General features: G+C 63.8%; 17 protein-coding genes. 14 read left to right on the top strand and 3 right to left on the bottom strand.

The genetic code is table 11. From position 1 onward, the window contains the following. Positions 1–101: 101 nt before the first annotated feature. Entirely contained in the window at positions 102–857 is a 756-nt protein-coding gene (locus MTR64_RS04540; RefSeq protein WP_243991218.1) for a UTRA domain-containing protein, read from the top strand. Positions 858–867: 10 nt separating this feature from the next. Here the strand turns inward: MTR64_RS04540 and ppsA are convergent, their stop codons facing one another. The 3 genes from ppsA to MTR64_RS04525 all read right to left on the bottom strand — a co-directional run bounded on the left by ppsA (position 868) and on the right by MTR64_RS04525 (position 5742). After that, positions 868–3261, bottom strand: a complete 2394-nt coding sequence (gene ppsA / locus MTR64_RS04535) for a phosphoenolpyruvate synthase (protein ID WP_243991217.1) — start codon at positions 3259–3261, stop codon at positions 868–870. A gap of 71 nt (positions 3262–3332) precedes the next feature. Further along, positions 3333–4475: a site-2 protease family protein gene (locus MTR64_RS04530; RefSeq protein ID WP_243991216.1), complete on the bottom strand. Its 1143-nt coding sequence runs from the start codon at positions 4473–4475 to the stop codon at positions 3333–3335. Between the two features lie 22 nt (positions 4476–4497). Further along, positions 4498–5742 (bottom strand): glycosyltransferase, encoded by a 1245-nt coding sequence (locus MTR64_RS04525; RefSeq protein ID WP_243991215.1) that lies wholly within the window; start codon positions 5740–5742, stop codon positions 4498–4500. A 397-nt stretch (positions 5743–6139) separates the two neighbouring features. Here MTR64_RS04525 and MTR64_RS04520 point away from each other — a divergent pair, with 397 nt between their 5' ends. From MTR64_RS04520 to MTR64_RS04460, 13 genes are all read left to right on the top strand, one after another. Then, positions 6140–7288 carry a 4Fe-4S dicluster domain-containing protein gene (locus MTR64_RS04520; RefSeq protein WP_243991214.1) on the top strand — a complete coding sequence of 383 codons (1149 nt, stop codon included), beginning with the start codon at positions 6140–6142 and terminating at the stop codon, positions 7286–7288. After that, on the top strand, positions 7285–7749 hold the full coding sequence (locus tag MTR64_RS04515) for a cyclic nucleotide-binding domain-containing protein (RefSeq protein WP_243991213.1): 465 nt from the start codon (positions 7285–7287) through the stop codon (positions 7747–7749). Before MTR64_RS04520 ends, MTR64_RS04515 begins: the two co-directional genes overlap by 4 nt. A gap of 14 nt (positions 7750–7763) precedes the next feature. After that, positions 7764–8588, top strand: a complete 825-nt coding sequence (locus MTR64_RS04510; RefSeq protein ID WP_243991212.1) for an FAD/NAD(P)-binding protein — start codon at positions 7764–7766, stop codon at positions 8586–8588. Between the two features lies 1 nt (position 8589). After that, positions 8590–9360, top strand: a complete 771-nt coding sequence (locus tag MTR64_RS04505; RefSeq protein WP_243991211.1) for a hypothetical protein — start codon at positions 8590–8592, stop codon at positions 9358–9360. Continuing rightward, complete coding sequence (locus MTR64_RS04500; protein ID WP_243991210.1) at positions 9350–10639, top strand: Ni/Fe hydrogenase subunit alpha; 1290 nt, start codon at positions 9350–9352, stop codon at positions 10637–10639. The genes MTR64_RS04505 and MTR64_RS04500 overlap by 11 nt, the downstream gene beginning before the upstream one ends. Further along, a complete protein-coding gene (locus tag MTR64_RS04495; RefSeq protein ID WP_243991209.1) occupies positions 10636–11124 on the top strand; it encodes a hydrogenase maturation protease in 489 nt (162 codons plus the stop codon). Before MTR64_RS04500 ends, MTR64_RS04495 begins: the two co-directional genes overlap by 4 nt. Further along, positions 11117–11395 carry a hydrogenase maturation nickel metallochaperone HypA gene (locus tag MTR64_RS04490; protein ID WP_243991208.1) on the top strand — a complete coding sequence of 93 codons (279 nt, stop codon included), beginning with the start codon at positions 11117–11119 and terminating at the stop codon, positions 11393–11395. Before MTR64_RS04495 ends, MTR64_RS04490 begins: the two co-directional genes overlap by 8 nt. Before the next feature lie 6 nt (positions 11396–11401). Then, the gene (hypF, locus tag MTR64_RS04485; RefSeq protein ID WP_243991207.1) at positions 11402–13717 is read left to right on the top strand and encodes a carbamoyltransferase HypF; all 2316 of its coding nucleotides are present in this window, start codon (positions 11402–11404) and stop codon (positions 13715–13717) included. Further along, the gene (locus MTR64_RS04480) at positions 13717–13956 is read left to right on the top strand and encodes a HypC/HybG/HupF family hydrogenase formation chaperone (RefSeq protein WP_243991206.1); all 240 of its coding nucleotides are present in this window, start codon (positions 13717–13719) and stop codon (positions 13954–13956) included. Before hypF ends, MTR64_RS04480 begins: the two co-directional genes overlap by 1 nt. After that, the gene (gene hypD / locus MTR64_RS04475; protein ID WP_243991205.1) at positions 13953–15056 is read left to right on the top strand and encodes a hydrogenase formation protein HypD; all 1104 of its coding nucleotides are present in this window, start codon (positions 13953–13955) and stop codon (positions 15054–15056) included. Before MTR64_RS04480 ends, hypD begins: the two co-directional genes overlap by 4 nt. After that, the gene (gene hypE, locus MTR64_RS04470; protein ID WP_243991204.1) at positions 15053–16102 is read left to right on the top strand and encodes a hydrogenase expression/formation protein HypE; all 1050 of its coding nucleotides are present in this window, start codon (positions 15053–15055) and stop codon (positions 16100–16102) included. The genes hypD and hypE overlap by 4 nt, the downstream gene beginning before the upstream one ends. 134 nt (positions 16103–16236) lie before the next feature. Then, positions 16237–16725: a hypothetical protein gene (locus MTR64_RS04465; protein ID WP_243991203.1), complete on the top strand. Its 489-nt coding sequence runs from the start codon at positions 16237–16239 to the stop codon at positions 16723–16725. Then, a complete protein-coding gene (locus tag MTR64_RS04460) occupies positions 16722–18431 on the top strand; it encodes an AAA family ATPase (RefSeq protein WP_243991202.1) in 1710 nt (569 codons plus the stop codon). The genes MTR64_RS04465 and MTR64_RS04460 overlap by 4 nt, the downstream gene beginning before the upstream one ends. The last annotated feature ends 2 nt before the right edge of the window (positions 18432–18433 follow it).

Genomic DNA, 18433 nt, shown 5'->3' with positions numbered 1-18433 from the left:
AGCTATTGAGTTTTCCCGCGCTTTTCCGGCATCGGGCTTGACCTTCCTTGCCCCATAATCATGGTCGGACGCTGGTACAGTCCATCGAAACGGAACCATTCATGCCGTCCACTTCCGCGCTTCCCGATACCGGCAAGGAAGCCGCGCACGTGCCGCAGTACCTGGCCCTGCGGGACCGCATTGCGGAGGGGATCGAGAGCGGGAAGCTGGCGCCGGGAGGGCGGCTGCCGTCCGAAAGGCAGCTGCAGCTCGATAGCGGCGCGGCGCGCGGGACTATCCGCGAAGCGCTGTTCCAGCTCGAGGCCGAGGGGCTGATCTACCGGCGCGACCGCAGTGGCTGGTATGTCTCGCCGCCGCCCGTGACGTACGATCCCACGCGCTGGGCCGGTTTCATGACCTATGTGACCGAGCAGGGGCGCACGCCGTCGACCGAGACGCTCTCGACCGAGGAAGTGCCTGCGGCTCCGGCTGTCGCGGATATCTTCCGCGTCGCGCCCGGATCACGCCTCTACGTGGTGACGCGCCGCCGCCTGATCGATGGGCGCGCTGTGCTGGTTGAGCGGATCACGGTCGATCCAAAGCTGGCGCCCGGCTTGTGCGAGCATTCGCTCAACGGATCACTTACGCAGATCCTGTCGAGCCACTACGGCCTTGCGGTGGTGCGTAACCGGATGGACATGCGCCCTTGCGCGTTGGTCAAGGACGTCGCCGATGGTCTCGGCGTCAAGGCGGGCACGCCCGGCCTGCTGGTCGTGCGCACCAGCCTCGACAAGCAGGGGCGTGTGGTGGAATACGATCAGGAATACTGGCGCCATGATTCCATCCGCGTGCACGTCGACCTGACCGTCAAGGATTGACGGGGGCGGACTACTCCCGCCGCGCGGCCTTTTCGGCATTGGCGATCGAACTGACCGTGCGAATGAAGCTGTCCGGGTTGAGCGAGATGGAATCGATCCCCTCATCGACGAGGAAGGCCGCGAACTCAGGATAATTGCTGGGCGCCTGGCCGCAGATGCCGATCTTGATGCGCGCTTCGTGGGCCTTGGCGATGGCTTGTGCGATCATGCGTTTGACAGCGTCATTGCGCTCGTCGAACAGATCGGCGAGCAGGTCGGAATCGCGGTCGATGCCGAGCGTGAGCTGGGTCAGGTCGTTCGAGCCGATCGAGAACCCGTCGAACCGTTTTGCGAATTCCTCGGCCAGGATCACGTTGGCCGGGATTTCGCACATCATGTAGATCTGCAGCCCGTTCTCGCCGCGCTTGAGACCGTTTTCCGCCATGACCGCCAGCACCTGATCGGCCTCTGCCGTGGTGCGGCAGAAGGGGACCATGATCACGACATTGGTGAAGCCCAGTTCCTCGCGCACCTGCTTGAGCGCGCGGCATTCGAGCGCGAAACCCTCGCGGTAGCGCTCGTTGTAGTAGCGCGAGGCGCCGCGGAAGCCGATCATCGGGTTTTCCTCCGACGGTTCGAACGCGGACCCGCCGAGGAGGTGGGCATATTCGTTGGTCTTGAAGTCGCTCAGGCGGACTATGGCCGGATAGGGATGATACGGCGTCGCCAGCTTGGCGATTCCGCGGGCGAGGTGATCGACGAAGTAATCCGCAGGCGTCGCATAGCCCTGCGTGAGCTCCTCGATTGCCCTTGCGTCCTCCGCACTCAGGCGCTCGGGATGGAGCAGGGCCATCGGGTGGACCTTGATCAGGTTGTTGATGATGAATTCCATGCGGGCCAGGCCGACGCCGTGTGCGGGAAGGCGCCACCACTGGAACGCGGCGGCAGGGTCGGCGATGTTCACCATCACGTGCGTGCGTGTTTTGGGCAGGGCGCCGACATCGATCTCCTCGCTGTCGAACGCGAGCAATCCGTCATAGACCATGCCAGTCTCGCCGCTGGCACAGGAGAGGGTGATGTTCTGCCCGTCCGCGACGTCACGGGTTGCCGTGCTGGTGCCGACGACGGCAGGCACGCCAAGCTCGCGGCTGACGATGGCGGCATGGCTGGTGTTGCCGCCGTGATCGGTGACGATGCCCGAAGCGCGCTTCATCACCGGCACCCAGTCCGGATCGGTGTTACCGGTGACTAGGATGGCGTCGTCCGGGAAGCGCTCGATATCCGCGACATCGCGGATAACGCAGGCCTTGCCGCTGGCGATCGCGCTGCCCACCGCGGCGCCGGTCAGCAGGGCCTTGCCCTGTTCTTTGAGGTGGTAGCTGCGGAAGCTGGTGCGGCTGCGCCCGGCCTGTACGGTTTCGGGGCGCGCCTGGACGAGATAGAGCAGGCCGGTCTCGCCGTCCTTGGCCCATTCGATGTCCATCGGGCGGCCATAGTGCTCCTCGACGATCGCGGCCCACTCGCCGAGTTCGACGATGTCGCTGTCATCCAGCACATATTTGCGCTGTTCGGCGGGCGTGGTGTCCATCAGCCGGGTGCGCTTGCTGCCGCCTTCGGCGTAGATCATCTTGGTCGCCTTGGCGCCCAGTTCCTTTTCGATGATCGGCTTTATGCCCTCCTTGCCCAGCAGCGGCTTGAAGACGATGTACTTGTCGGGATCGACCATGCCCTGCACGACCGTTTCGCCAAGGCCCCAGGCGGCACTGATCACGGCAACGTCAGGGAAACCCGTTTCGGTGTCGAGCGTGAAAATCACGCCCGATCCGGCGAGGTCCGAGCGCACCATCTGCTGGATGCCGATCGAGAGCGCGACCGAGAAGTGATCGAAGCCCTTGGCCTCGCGGTAGGAGATCGCGCGGTCGGTGAACAGCGAGGCGTAGCAGCGGCGGCAGGCGTCGAGCAGCGCGCGGTGCCCGCGCACGTTGAGGAAGGTCTCCTGCTGACCTGCAAAGCTGGCGTCGGGAAGGTCCTCGGCAGTCGCGCTGCTGCGCACGGCGACAGCGGGGTCCTTCACGCCGAGCCGCTCGGCGAGCTTGTCGTAGGCTGCGCGGATTTCAGCGGCGAGCGCATCGGGGATGGGGCTCGCGAGAATGTGTTCGCGCACCGCGCTGCCTGCGACCTGAAGGCTGCTCGTCCCCTCGTTGTAACGGCGAATGTCTTCGCGAATGTCCGAAGCAATCCCGCTGGCATCGATGAAGTGCCGGTAGGCGGCCGATGTCGTCGCAAAGCCGGTGGGAACGCGCACGCCTTGGCTGCCCAGTTCTCGGACCATTTCGCCGAGCGAGGCATTCTTGCCTCCGACGATGGGCACGTTGGAAATGCCGATGTCTTCGAACCACAGGACGGAAGCGGGGGGCTTGGTCATTTGGGGGGCGTCCTCGTTGTTGTGTCGGGTGCTTTCCTATGGCCGGGGCTTTGCCGGTGCCTTGACCACTATCAATGTCCGGCTTGTGGCCGTCCGAGCGAAGCCGCGGAGGCGCGGCTGTGCATGGCGCGCGAGATCAGCAGCTCTTCCATCAGGTTCTCCCAGGTGATGTAGCCGAGGCACCGGCCATCATCGTCCGCCACGCCCACGGCCGGTGCGCCACCGGCCAACATCGGCACGATGTCGTCCATGCGCGTCCATTGCGAGACTTGCGGTATCTCCAGCATGACATTGGCGATCGCGATATCCTGTCCGGTGCTGGCCAGCGCCCGAATGATCCCGTCACGGTTGAGGAAACCGGCAAGGTGGCCATTGCGGTCGACGACTGGAAAATCGCGCTGATCGGTGTGGACGAGCGCGCTGGCGGCGGCAGCGACGGGATCGGTCGAATGCAGGCGGACGAAATTGTCGATCATGGAATCGCGTGCGGGCTTGCCCGCCGTGATGTCGCGCAGGGCGACAATCCCGTTTTCCGAACCGGCTGCAAAATAGACGAACACAGCCACCAGCACGAGGATGATGTTGCCGGACATGATGCCCATGATCCCGAGGAACATCGCGCAAGCCTGACCGATCCCTGCGGCCACTCGTGTGCCCTTCGTATGTCCCAGCCAGGCGGCAAGCCCTGCGCGCAGCACGCGGCCGCCGTCCATCGGGAAGGCGGGGATCAGGTTGAACAGGAACAGCGCGAGATTGACGTAGGCGAGCTGTGCGACGAGCCCTTGCAGGCCCTGTCCCTTTTCGATTTCCTCAGCCGTGGGCATCCGCCCCAGTACCAGCAGCAAGCCCAGTGCGATGGCGAGCGTGACGAGCGGCCCTGCAATGGCAATGACGAATTCAGCGCGAGGCTCGTCCGGGATGCGTTCGAGCCGGGACACGCCGCCGATCGGCAGCAGGACGACTTCGGGCGTTTTGACGCCAAATCTGCGGGCTGCGAAGATGTGGCCGAATTCGTGCAGCACGACGCAGAAGAAGACAAGCACCAGCAGCGTGACGATATGCACTGCGGCGGCAGGACCTGCGTCGAGCCATCCGGTCACGCCGACCCATGCGAGGAGCAGAAGGAAGGTCGCGTGGATGCGAACGGCCGTGCCTTTGACCGATCCGATCGAGAACGACCAGCGGCGGCCCATGGCGGATGCAGCGTGGCTCATGGTGTTGGGGTTTCCCTCCCGGTCAGTGTCCGCCTGATCCTGTCAGGCTGAAATTCGGCACGAACGATGCGATCAGGTCGAGCCAGTCTTCCATCAGGCGCGTCATCAGGAACCGCGAGCGTACCGTCTCGCGCGCCGCGTGTCCCATGCTCTCGCGCAGGGCAGGATCGCGCAGGACACAGACCATCTTCTGGGCCGCATCCTCGACGCTGTCGACGAGAAATCCGTTCACGCCGTCTTCGATCTGCTTCTTGATGCCTCCGACATCGCCGCCGATGACGACCGTACCTTTCCACATGGCTTCGGCCACGGTCAGGCCGAAACCTTCGCGCAGGGACTTTTGCAGCACGACGGCGGCCCGCCGCTGGAGCGCGTTGACCAGCGCAGAGTCCTGCACGGACAGCACGATGATGCGGTCTTCGGCACATTTCACGATGTCCGAAAAGATTTCCTGGCCTTCGGGATCGTCCGTCGCGATGTTGCCCACCAGGACGAGCGTTGCGTCCACCTCCTTGCGGGCGATCCGGAACGCGTCGATCACGCCCTGCGGGTCCTTCCACTTGTCAAAGCGCGAGATCTGGACGACCAGCGGCAGATCGGTGGGAATGCCGTAGTGGCTCAGCCGCTCGTCGATCTCTTCCTCGGTCAGTTCCTTGTTGGTAGAGGAGAAGGGGTTGATGGCCGGCATGATGAAGCGCTGGGGCGTGGTGATGTTCTGCGCATATTCGGGCAGCGAAAGAACGACCGCGTCGTAGTCCTCGACGAATTCGCGCAAGTATTCCCACAGGTCCGGATCGGGGTGGGTCAGGTCGACATGGCAGCGCCACACCCACGGCGCCTTTTTCCGGAAGTGCCGGATAAGCGGCAATGGCTGGGGATCATGAATGATGACGATGTCGTGATCGAGATGCATGCGCGCTGCGTTTTCGAAGACGACGTCCTCATAGATGTCGCGCTTGAGTTCATTGAAATTGATCTGGTCACCCTGCAGCGCGTTGTGCATCCGCTTTGTGATGTTGAAGAAGTCTGGCCGCCCCTGCAGTACGCGCCACCCGGTTCGGATGCCGGCACCGTTCATCAGCAGGGTTAGCGAAGAAAGCAGTTCGGCAACACCGCCACCGTAGTAGGTGGAATTGACGTTGATAACATGAAGGTCGCGCAGCTTGCTCGCCTTGCCCAGAATGCGGGCGACCGCTTCACGGCCGATGTACTGTTCATAGTCCTCGACGCGCGGAAGAGAAAATTCTTCCGTCTCGTTCCGTTCCATATCCGCTCCTGATTTCGCTTTGGCAGGTCCCTGGATGCATGGCCTGGTTGGCCGTTTTATTTCCGGCGGCGGAAAAGTGCGCCGGATTGTCACCAGGACAGGCTCACTGCGCAAGGGATTACCGCAAACCGGGTTGCAATACGTGCGCTTGTGAACAGCCGGCAGGCCGTTGAAATGACGATATTTACAGAGCAAGGCGTAGCGGTAACCCGAGAATACCGCTTTGACCTGCCGCAATGCATCGGCACCGCGAATGCGGTTTGCCGAAGTTGCCAAGCTTCACATTATCATCATAGTCTCGACGCATTCAGGCATGGCACGATAGTTCCGGATCTTTCTGGCGGTATGCCTGACGCCGCGCCCCTGGTTCGATAGCCGGCAACGGGAGACCGTCTTCATGCAGGCCTTCAAGGCAGAGACTCCCGGGTTCGTCACGGACACTGCCGGATTGCAGTGCCTTTTCGATGTGCTTGCCGATGAGGGCTATCGCGTTGTGGGGCCCACACTGCGCGATGATGCGATTGTCTATGGTGATATCGATGGTGTGACTGACCTGCCGTCCGGCTGGACCGACAGGCAGGCGCCGGGCCGGTACGCGCTTGAGCGGCGTCAGGACAATGCCTTGTTTGGCTATGCCGTGGGGCCGCACTCCTGGAAGAAGTTTCTCTTCCCGCCCATAGAGACTTTGTGGAGCGCGCACAGGGGCGCAGATGGCGCGATGTCCGTCACTGTGCCCGAACGGCCTGCGGACAAGTTCGCTTTCGTCGGCGTGCGCTCCTGCGAAATCCACGCCATGGCCGTGCAGGACAAGGTCTTTGGGGAGGGGGCCTATGTCGATGCGGCCTATGCGGCTCGGCGGTCTGATGCGTTCATCGTTGCCGTCAATTGCGCGGAGCCGGGTGGAACCTGCTTTTGTGTGTCGATGGAAACCGGCCCCCGCGCCGCGGAGGGCTTCGATCTGGCACTCACCGAATTGATTGACGCCGGGGAACCCATGTTCCTCGTCGAAACGGGAAGCGAGGCCGGGCGCCGTATTCTCGAGCAAGTGCCGCATGCCGCGGCAACGGCAGCACAAGCCGAGGCTGCCATGACCGTATCTGAACGGGCTGCGGCCCAGATGGGGCGCAGTCTCGATACCAGCGGCATCAAGGAACTGCTGCAAAGCAATCCTGAGCATTCGCGCTGGGACGATGTTGCAGCCCGGTGCCTGAGTTGTGCGAACTGCACCATGGTCTGCCCCACCTGTTTCTGTTCGACAGTGGAAGACCACAGCGACTTGACCGGCCAAAATGCCGAGCGGGTGCGCAAATGGGATTCCTGTTTCACGATGGACTTTTCCTACATCCACGGGGGCAGCGTCAGGGCCTCCGGCAGTGCACGTTACCGCCAGTGGATGACCCACAAATTGGCAAACTGGATCGACCAGTTCGGAACTTCGGGATGCGTGGGATGCGGGCGCTGCGTTACCTGGTGTCCGGTCGGGATCGATCTGACCGAGGAAGTCGCCGCGATCCGCGCGGTGCCGGATGAAGGGAGGAGCCGATGACCATGGAGACCATGGAGCAGATCCTGGGCCAGCAGGCCTTCTTTGCGGATTTCCCCGCGGCATTCGTCAAGCTGATCGCGGGCTGCGCGCGCAACCACCACTTCAAGGCCGGGGAATACCTCATCCGCGAAGGCGATCCCGCGGACCGGTTCTACCTCGTACGACAGGGCAGGGTTGCGCTGGAGATCACGGCGCCAGCGCGTGCGCCAATCATAGCCACGACGCTCGGCGAAGGCGAAATTGTTGGCGTCTCGTGGCTGATCCCACCGTACCGTGCGGAATTCGATGCGCGTGCCATGGAACCGGTTCGTGCTATCGGCATGAATGCCACGTGCCTGCGCGGAAAATGCGAGGCAGACCATCATCTGGGCTACGAGATGATGAAGCGGTTCCTGCCGGTCATGGTGAAGCGCCTGCACGCCACGCGGCTGCAGATCCTCGACGTCTACGGGCAGCGTTGATGGGGACGGAGGTTTTGAAAGATCCGTTCGTTCCGGAGATCTACCGTGTCGAAAGCGTCCGGCGCGAACTGGCCGACGCTGTGACACTGGAGCTTGCCCCGGTCTCCGGCAAGCGGCCGGATTTTCGGCCCGGTCAGTTCAACATGCTCTATGCTTTCGGGGTGGGCGAAGTTGCGATCAGCATGAGCGTGAGCGCGCACGAGGGCCCGGGCTTTGTCCACACCGTGCGCAATGCCGGTGCGGTCAGCGGCGCGCTGGCGCGGCTGGAGCCGGGATCGACGTTGGGCGTGCGCGGGCCGTTCGGCACGGGTTGGCCTGTCGCGGAAGCGGAAGGGCGTGACGTGCTGATCGTGGCAGGTGGTCTCGGCTTGGCACCGCTGCGGCCAGCCATTCAGGAAGTGCTGGCGCACCGCGAGCGGTTCGGCCGCGTGACAATCCTCGTCGGCTGCCGCAGCCCCTCTGAAATTCTCTACCAGCATGATCTGGAGCAGTGGAAGCAGCGGCTGGATGTGAACGTGGAAGTGACCGTGGATCATGCGGGGACCGACTGGCACGGCAATGTCGGCTTCGTCACCACGCTGATTCCGCGCTCGCCGTTTGATCCTGCTAACGTCGTCGCCATGGTCTGCGGGCCGGAAGTGATGATGCGTTTTGCCGCGACTGGCCTTCAAAAGGGGGGCGTGCCTGCATCCAGCATCTACCTGTCGATGGAGCGCAACATGAAGTGCGCGATCGGCCTGTGCGGCCATTGCCAGTTCGGCCCCGCTTTCATCTGCAAGGATGGTCCGGTCCTGCCGCTCGACCGGATCGCGGGTCTGCTCACCGTGCAGGAGGTCTGACATGGCGCCTCGTCCCAAGCTCGCCGTGTGGAAATTCGCTTCGTGCGACGGGTGCCAGCTCTCGCTGCTCGATTGCGAGGACGAACTGCTGGCTGTGGCCGGTGCGGTGGAAATTGCCAATTTCCCTGAAGCCTCGAGCGCGGTGGTGGAGGGGCCTTACGATCTCTCGCTGGTCGAAGGCTCGATAACGACACCGCATGATGCCGAGCGCATTCTGGCGGTGCGGGCGCAGTCGAAGTTCCTCGTCACTATCGGCGCCTGCGCGACGGCGGGCGGTATTCAGGCCCTGCGCAATTTCGCCGACGTGAAGGACTTCATCGCGGCGGTCTATGCCTCGCCGCAGTTCATCGACACGCTGGCGACGTCGACGGCGATTTCGGCCCACATCCCGGTCGACTACGAACTCCATGGATGCCCGATCAACAAGGTACATCTTGTCGAGGTGGTCTCGGCCTATCTCATGGGGCGCAAACCGGCGGTGGCCGCGCACAGTGTCTGCATCGAGTGCAAGCAGCGTGGAAATGTCTGCGTCATGGTGCAGGGCACGCCGTGCCTTGGCCCCGTCACCCATGCGGGCTGTGGCGCGATCTGCCCGGCCTACCGGCGCGGCTGCTATGGCTGCTATGGCCCGATGGAAACGCCGAACATGCCAGCCCTGACCCGCGAATGGCGCGAACTGGGGGCTGACGGGCGGGACATCCAGCGCGCCCTGCGCAGCTTTAATGCCTGGGCCGAACCCTTCCGCCAGGAGAGCGCGGCCCATGACGACTAAGACGATCAAGGTCGAATACCTCGCCCGTGTGGAAGGCGAAGGCGCGCTCGACCTCCATATCGAAGGCGGGCAGGTGACGAGTGCCAACCTGCGCATCTTCGAACCGCCGCGTTTCTACGAGGCATTCCTGCAAGGCCGCTCGCACATCGAACTGCCCGACATCGTTGCGCGCATCTGCGGCATCTGCCCGGTGGCGTACCAGATGAGTTCGGTGCAGGCGGTGGAAAATGCCTTCGGCGTGAGGGTCGAAGGGCAGCTCAGGGCCTTGCGGCGCCTGCTCTATTGCGGCGAATGGATCGAGAGCCATGCGCTGCATGTGGTCATGCTACACGCGCCCGATTTCCTCGGCTATCCCGACGCGATCCGCATGGCCGAGAAACATGGCGATATTGTGCGCAAGGGTTTGGCGCTCAAGAAGGCGGGCAATGCCATTCTGCGGCTGCTGGGCGGGCGGGAAATACACCCGGTCAATGTCCGGCCCGGCGGGTTCTACAAGGTGCCTACGAAGGCTGAACTTGTGCCGCTTGCAGAGGAATTGAAGGCGGCGCGGGACATGGCCGTCGATCTGGTGCGATGGGTTGCGACGTTCGATTTTCCCGACCTCGAACGCGATTACGAATTCGTCGCGATGCGCCATCCCGACGAATATGCCATCACCGAAGGCAGACTCATTTCCAACCGCGATATCGACATCGATATTTCGGACTATGAGACCGAGTTCGAGGAACGCCATGTTGCCCATTCCACTGCGCTTCATTCGCTGGTGAAGCGTCGCGGGGCCTATCTGGTCGGCCCGCTCGCACGCTATGCGCTGAACTATGACCGGCTGCCCGCATCGATCCAGTCGCTGGCGAGAGAAGGAGGGCTGGGGCCGGTGTGCCGCAATCCCTTCCACAGTATCGTCGTGCGCGCGCTCGAGACGGTTTTTGCCTGCGAAGAGGCCTTGCGTCTGATCGCAGCCTACGAAGTGCCGGAGGCGGCCTCCATCCCGCTCGAACCGCGCGCGGGCACTGGCTTCGGCTGCACCGAGGCCCCGCGCGGCATCTGCTGGCACCGCTACGAATTCGAGGCTGACGGCACTATCCGCAAGGCGCGCATCGTTCCGCCCACTTCGCAGAATCAACCCTGTATCGAGGAAGACCTCGCCGCTGTCGCTGCACCGATTGCCAGCGAGCCCGACGACGTGATCCGGCACTTGTGCGAGCAGTCGATCCGCAACTACGATCCGTGCATTTCCTGCTCGACGCATTTCCTGAAGCTGTCGGTGCACCGTTCGTGACGGGTGCGGCACGGCGCGTGCTGGTCCTGTGCATCGGCAATCCCGACCGGGGGGATGATGGGGCAGGGCCTGCCGTCGCAAAGGCTCTCGCGGGCGCCTTGCCGCCCGATGCCACGCTGATGACGCGCAGCGGCGACATGCTGGCGATGATCGAGGACTGGGACGGTTTCGACGCGCTGGTCTGCGTCGATGCCGCGGCGGGCGGAAGCGAGCCGGGTCGCATCCATCGCATCGATCTGGCCGAGGAAGAGCTGCCGCGCGACATGGCGTTCTTGTCGAGCCACGCCTTTGGTCTGGGCGAGGGCATTGCGCTCGCCCGCACGCTCGGTCTCGCCCCGCCGGTGATCATCGTTTTCGCCATCGAGGGATTGTGCTTTGACGGCGGCACGCAGATGTCGCCGCCAATTGCCGCCGCTGTTGCACCGGTTGCGGGGCAGATCATCGCCGAAGTGGCCAGATTGCAGGAGAGAGAACACCATGCATGAAACAGGCATCGTCCGCGATCTCGTCCGCCATCTCGAAGCAGTGGCGCGCGATTCCGGTGCAGAATCGATATCGGGCGTACAGGTCTGGCTGGGTGCGCTGAGCCAGTTTTCTCCCGAACATTTTCGCGAGCACTTCGACGACGAGGCGCGCGGCACGATGGCCGAGGGCGCGGCGCTGGACATTCTCACCTCCGATGATCCGGCTGATCCCGACGCTTTGCATGTGATGATCCGCAGCGTCGATCTCGAGGTTGCCGAGACGGAGGACTGACGGCGCGTGGCGGCTGCTCCATGCCTTGACGCCCATGCCGTCCAGCGGATCAGGCTGGACGTTGTGGGTGCAGTGCAGGGTGTGGGCTTCCGGCCGTTCGTTTACCGGCTGGCGACGGAAGAAGGGCTCGCGGGTTTTGTGCGCAACACCGGTGCCGGGGTCACGCTGGAAGTGGAAGGATGTGCCGAAGCGCTCGAACGGTTTCAGGTTCGCCTGCGCGGTGACATTCGGCCGCCTGCACGGATCCAGCGGCTGGACCGGTGCAGCCTTGAACCCGTCAGGCAAGGCGGCTTTGCGATCCAGTCCAGCGATGCGGATGGCGCGCCGTCGGCCTGTGTCCTGCCCGATCTCGCCATGTGCGAGGAATGCCGCGCAGAGGTCTTCGATCCGGCGAACCGGCGCTATCGCTATCCCTTCACCACCTGCACGCATTGCGGTCCGCGTTACAGCATCATCGAGGGCATTCCCTATGACCGGGCTCGGACGGTCATGCGGCATTTTGCGATGTGTCCGGCGTGCCGGGCGGAATACACTGATCCCGCCTCGCGCCGGTTCCACGCCGAGACCAACGCCTGCCCGGACTGCGGCCCGCAACTGGCTTTGTGCGATGCAGGGCGAAACGTCCTGTCCACGCGGGGTGATGCGTTGGAGGGTGCTGCCACTGCGTTGAGTGAAGGGCGCATCGTCGCGCTGAAGGGGTTGGGCGGGTTCCAGCTTCTCGTCGATGCCCGCAACGAAGCGGCGGTGGCGCGCCTGCGTGAGCGCAAGCGCCGTCTGGCCAAGCCTTTCGCGGTCATGGCCGGCTCCATCGATCAAGCCTTGGCAATCGCGTATGTCTCCGAGCAGGAACGGGAAGCGCTGATGTCCTCAGCGGCTCCCATCGTGCTGCTCCGGGCGCGCGGGGACAGTCCCGGGCAACTGGCGCCGGGCATTGCGCCGGGCAATCCGAACATCGGCCTGATGCAGCCAGCGACGCCGCTGCATGGCCTGCTTCTGGAGGCCCTCGGATTTCCCGTCGTCGCCACCAGTGGGAACCGCAGCGGGGAACCCATGGCGGCGGACGATGCCGAAGCCTTTGCCCGGCTTGCCGGCATTGCCGACCTTTTCCTGACGCACGATCGTCCGATCGTAAATCCCGCCGATGACTCGGTCATGCGCCGGATCGCGGAGGACATGACAGTGCTGCGCTGTGCTCGCGGACTGGCGCCATTGGTGCTGGCCGATCCGCAGCAGGACGCAGCCGTTCTTGCTCTTGGCGGGCACATGAAGAACGCCGTTGCTTTGGGGCGGGATGGAGAGATCGTGCTAGGGCCCCACATCGGGGATCTGGCGTATGTGGAATCGCGCACGGCGTTTGTCCATTCGATTGCACGCATGCAGCAGCTATATGGCGCGGAGGCAGCAGTTACCGCGTGTGATACGCATCCGGATTACCACACAACGCGCCTCGCGGAGAGCGGCGGGGCCGCTGTTTGCGCCGTGCAACATCACCAAGCGCACATCCTCTCCGCGATGGCCGAGAACGGGATCTCAGGTCCCGTTCTCGGGGTCGCTTGGGACGGCACCGGGTTTGGTGCTGACGGTACCGTGTGGGGGGGGGAATTCCTTGAGGTTGAGGGGAGTGGCTATCGCCGCTTGGCCCACTTTCTTCCGTTCCGCCTGCCGGGTGGTGAAGCGGCCGTCAAGGAGCCACGGCGGACGGCGCTGGGCGTCCTTCATGGCGTGTATGGGAGCGCATTGTGGGACAGCGACGCGCTACGACCGCTTCTCGATTTTGGGCCGGGCGAGTGGTCGATGCTGCGCAGCATGATCGATCGCGGTGTCAATGCGTCGGTAACGTCCAGTGCAGGCAGGTTGTTCGATGCCGTCGCAGCTATCCTGAAACTCTGCCAGCATGCCTCGTTCGACGGCGAGGCGGCGATGGCGGTGGAGTTTGCGGCGGAGTCGGCTGCGGGCGTGCATCGCTTACCCCGCCCCGTAGTGGTATCTGATGGCGAGATGCGGTGTATCGACTGGCGGCCCATGCTGGCAGAGGCCGCCGATGCCTGTATGGCCGGAATTCCGGCGGGCGAGATCGCAGCCGGTTTTCACCACTGGCTCGCAGATGCTATTCTTGAGATTGCCTGGCACACTGGCTTCCAGCAAGTCGTCCTGAGCGGGGGCTGCTTCCAGAACGCTCTATTGACCGAACTGGCCATGGCCCGTTTGCAGGAGGCAGGTTTTGAGGTTTACCGTAACATTCGCGTGCCGCCGAACGATGGCGGGCTGGCGGTGGGGCAGGCGGCCTGTGCCGCGCGGCGGATGAATGAGGTGACGGGCTGATGTGCCTTGCGGTTCCCGGGGAGCTTCTTGAGGTGGCTGGCGACGATCCGCTGACCCGCGAAGGCCGCGTGGCCTTTGCCGGTGTCGTGCGGCGCGTGAACCTGGCCTATGTTCCGGAAGCCCGTGCCGGAGACTACGTGCTGGTTCACGCCGGTTTCGCTATTGCCGTGATCGACGAAGCCGAAGCCTTGCGCACTCTGGCCTTGCTCGACGAGATCGGGCTTGAGGGCGGTCAGTGAAACACCTCGACGAATACCGCGATCCGGAAACCGCGCGGCGTTATGCGGATGCTGTCGCCGAGATCGTGACGCGGCCTTGGACGATCATGGAAATCTGCGGCGGACAGACCCATTCCATCGTCCGGCACGGTATCGATCGCATGCTTCCGGACGGAGTCACCTTGCTACACGGCCCCGGCTGCCCCGTCTGCGTGACGCCGCCGGGCATGATCGATGCAGCCATTGCGATCGCCAGCCGTCCCGAAGTGATCTTCTGCTCGTTCGGAGACATGCTGCGCGTTCCTGGCAATGATCGCAGCCTGCTGGCGGCCAAAGCCAGAGGCGCGGATGTGCGCATGGTTTATTCCCCGGTCGATGCCGTGAAAATCGCGCAGGACAACCCCGGGCGCGAGGTGGTGTTTTTCGCCATTGGCTTTGAGACCACGGCTCCGGCCACGGCGATGGCGGTGTTGCAGGCGCAGGGCATGGGGGTTGGCAATTTCTCGTTGCTGGTCAGCCATGTTCTGGTGCCGCCGGCAATGGAAGCGCTGCTGAGCGATCCTGCCAATGGCGTGCAGGGTTTCCTGGCCGCGGGTCACGTCTGCACGATCACGGGATACAAGGACTACGAACCGATCGCACGGTGCCATCGTATCCCGATCGTGGTTACGGGTTTCGAGCCGGTTGATCTTCTGCAGGGCCTCTACATGGTGATCCGGCAACTCGAGGACGGACGCTGCGAGGTTGAGAACCAGTACAGCCGCTCCGTTCGCCCGGAAGGCAATCCGGAGGCACGTGACGCCGTGGGCCGGGTCTTCGGCGTGCAGGCACAGGACTGGCGCGGCATGGGGCGTATCGAAGCGAGCGGTCTAGGCCTGTCGGAGCGCTTTGCCGCCTTCGATGCGCTACACCGCTTTCCCATGATTACTCCAGGCGCCGAGCGTGCCAGCGAATGCATCAGCGGTGAAGTGCTGCGCGGTGCGCGCAAGCCAAGCGACTGTCCCGCTTTCGCCAAGGGTTGCACACCCGAGCATCCGCTGGGCGCGACGATGGTCTCTTCGGAAGGGGCATGCGCGGCCTACTACCGTTACCGGCGTCCGGCATTGGCGGCCACGGTATGACCAGTGGTTTCGCCTTCTCGCCAAGTTGCCCGGTGCCGGATGTCGACAGCGAGTGCATCGAACTGGCCCATGGCGCCGGGGGGCTTCTGACCCATCGCCTGATCGAGGATATTTTCCGCCCGGCCTTCGCGCAGTCTCCAGAAGACCTGACGCATGACGGTGCGCTGGTCGATGTGCCTTCCGGCCAGCTGGCCTTCACGACCGACAGCTATGTGGTCCAGCCTCTGTTCTTTCCGGGGGGGGACATCGGTTCGCTGGCCGTGAACGGCGCGGTCAACGATCTGGCCATGTGCGGCGCGCGACCTGTCTGTTTGAGTGCCGGGTTCGTGATCGAGGAAGGTTTCCCGATCCGCGACCTGCGCCGCATTGCGGGCTCGATGCAAAGCGCCGCACAGGCTGCCGGGGTCCGCCTTGTGACGGGCGACACGAAGGTGGTGGAGCACGGCAAGGGCGATGGGGTCTACATCAATACCTCGGGCATCGGTGCGGTTGTGACGCCTGCGCCAGTCTCGCCTGCGCAAGTGCGCCCCGGCGACAGGATCATTGTGAGCGGCGATATCGGCCGCCACGGCATGGCCATCATGGCGACGCGCGAAAGGCTGGGCTTCGAGCCACCCATCGTCAGCGACTGCGCTCCGGTTATGTCGCCCGTGCTGCGGCTGATCGAGGAAGTCATACCGCTCCATTGTCTGCGCGATCTGACACGCGGCGGGCTGGCGACCGCCCTTCTCGAGATCGCACAGACGGCGGGTGTTGCGATGTTGCTCGAGCAATCGGACATCCCCGTCTCGCCACCGGTGCGCGGGGCTTGCGAGATACTCGGGCTCGATCCCCTCTATGTTGCCAATGAAGGGCGCTTCGCTGCGCTGGTTCCGCCCGACGCAGCGGTTGCGGCTCTTGCGGTGCTTAGGGATTTCGATCCCAGCGCGGCCATCATTGGAACCGTCGAGGAAGCGGGTGCAGTGGGAAGTGTCGCGCTGCGGACGCTGGGGGGCAGCTATGCTCTCGATCTCCTCGCTTGCGAGCAATTGCCGCGGATCTGTTGAGCGCTTTGTCGCAATCGCGACCTGCTCGCAGGAATTGTCGCGTTTGATCCTTCTTGGGGTCCCGGAATCCCGCAGTTTTGCGTCGATTTCAGCGTGGCGCGAAACTTGCTTCTCCTTCGGCAAGGAGACAGCGGATGCAGACGGACGTACCATTCGAGGGCATCAACTTTGGTTCCCTGCCCGATGAAGTCGACGAACTTCTCCAGGCCGGCGTGCTGGCGCACCGGCAGGACAAGGCGGCGGCCGATGCCCTGTTCCGGCAGGCGCTCGCACTCGATCCCACCGCGCTGCCCACGTATTTCTGCCTGTACAAGATCCATACCTATTCGGGCCGTCTCGATCAGGCCAAGGCAATGGCCGAGGCCGGGCTGGCGGAGGCTGCACGGCAGGCGGGCTGGAGCGGGGACTGGCGGTTGTGGCTGCCCAGAATTCCACTGCGGACTGGCCACGACGATCCCGGCCGCTTCGCGCTTTACACGCTGAAGGCGCTTGCCTTCATTGCTTTGCGCGACGGGCGGTCCGCCGATGCTGCCGAAATGCTGGAAACGTTGCGTCAGCTCGATCCGCAGGGCGAGGTGGGCTGGCCGGTCGTGGCCGAACTGGCAGAAGGGTGCGCGGCATGAAGCTGGCGGTAGAACGCGCGCACCTTGATGCCCTGATCGCCGCGTTCGCTGAACTTGAGCCGCTGCGTGCGCAATTGCGCTTCGGGGAGAAGGCCGAAGTTCCGGTTGCCCAGCTTTCCGATGCGCAGTGCGCGTTCTTGGGCGATCTTTATCGCGGCGCTGGGGCGGAATATCAGGTGCGGGCGGCGCAGCTCACCACCTTGCGCGGTGTGCTGGGCAATGCCGGCAAACGCTACAGCGCCAATGACCTTGAGGACTTCCTCACCGATTTCGTACGCTATCTGCTTACCGATGGCCTGCGCGGCTGGCTGTTCAGTGCGGACATTTCGCGCCGCCCATTGCCCTATGTTGTCACCCGGCTGGACTACACCCCGACCACCAATGACGAGAGCGGTAAAATCTTCGTCGAGCTCAAGGCCAATGCCAAGGGCACGCTGGTCACCAATGTGTTCCGCGTAACTGCGGGCGACATCGACGAGCGCACCTTGGGTGAGGTTCTGGTGGGGAAGGGCTTCCTCAAGGAAACGCCTGATCTGATTGCAGCCTACGATGCCACGGCTGAGCGCTATTTCGCATGGCGCGGGCGCTATGGGGAACAATTCGCCGCGCAGGGCCGTGCGTTCTACGCCGAAGACCCCACGTCCGCGCGTCGCGACACGGACTGGACGCGCAAGGATGTGGTCGTGCTCTCCGCCTCGGGCGGCAAGGCCCGGCTGGTCAATGACGAGGGCATCCTGACAGAACGTTCGCTGACGCTGGACGTGCCGGGCGAAATTCTGGCCTCGTACCTGCGTCGCGCGGGCAAGAGCAACCAGTATGACAACGAGGAGGAAATCCGCCTCCTCGCTTCGGGCATCCCGGCGGACATGTTCATCGACGTGCCGGTTCATGCCTTCGTGCTGATGTTCCATCTCGACCTGCACCACTACGTCTGGGCGCATGTCGACGACATGGAGCCCTATGCCTACCAGCCCGCGCTCAAGGGCAAGCTGGTGCTGCCGCCCGAGCAGACTGACCTGATCGACATCCTCACCGCCGAGATGGACGTGCTGATGGACGATATCGTCGAGGGCAAGTCGGGCGGCACCACGGTGCTCTGTGCGGGCCCTCCGGGCGTGGGCAAGACGCTGACGGCGGAGGTTTATTCGGAGATCATCCGGCGTCCGCTCTACCGCGTCCATTCGGGCCAGCTGGGCCTCAATGTCACGCAGATGGAGGCTTCGCTCAAGGACGTGCTCACGCGCGCGCAGCGCTGGGGCGCGGTGATGCTGATCGACGAGGCGGACGTCTACATCAAACGGCGCGAGGACGACATGACGATGAACGCGGTCGTCGGCGTGTTCCTGCGGGTGCTGGAATACTTCAACGGGTTGCTGTTCCTCACCACCAACCGCGTGGACGACATCGACGAGGCCATCGTCTCGCGCTGCATCGCGCTCATCCGCTATCACCAGCCGGACCGGGAGAGCCGCGCGCGGATCTGGCGGGTTATGGTTGATCAGTTCGGTCTGGCCGTCTCCGATCCCCTCGTCGAGCAACTGGCGGACCTGTTTCCCGAAGCGAGTGGCCGCGACATCAAGGGGCTGGCCAAGCTGACCGCCAAATACTGTAGTCACAAGGGCGTGCCGCCGGGCCTCGAGGTGTTCCAGCGCTGCTCCATCTTCCGCGGCATGGATATGCACATGGTCCAGCGACAGCCGGCTTGAGC

Origin of the sequence: Novosphingobium album (ex Hu et al. 2023) (genome assembly GCF_022832385.1) — a bacterium.
GTDB lineage: Bacteria > Pseudomonadota > Alphaproteobacteria > Sphingomonadales > Sphingomonadaceae > Novosphingobium > Novosphingobium album.
The sequence above is the reverse complement of the archived record's forward strand: the minus strand, read 5'-3'. Positions and strand labels throughout refer to the sequence as shown.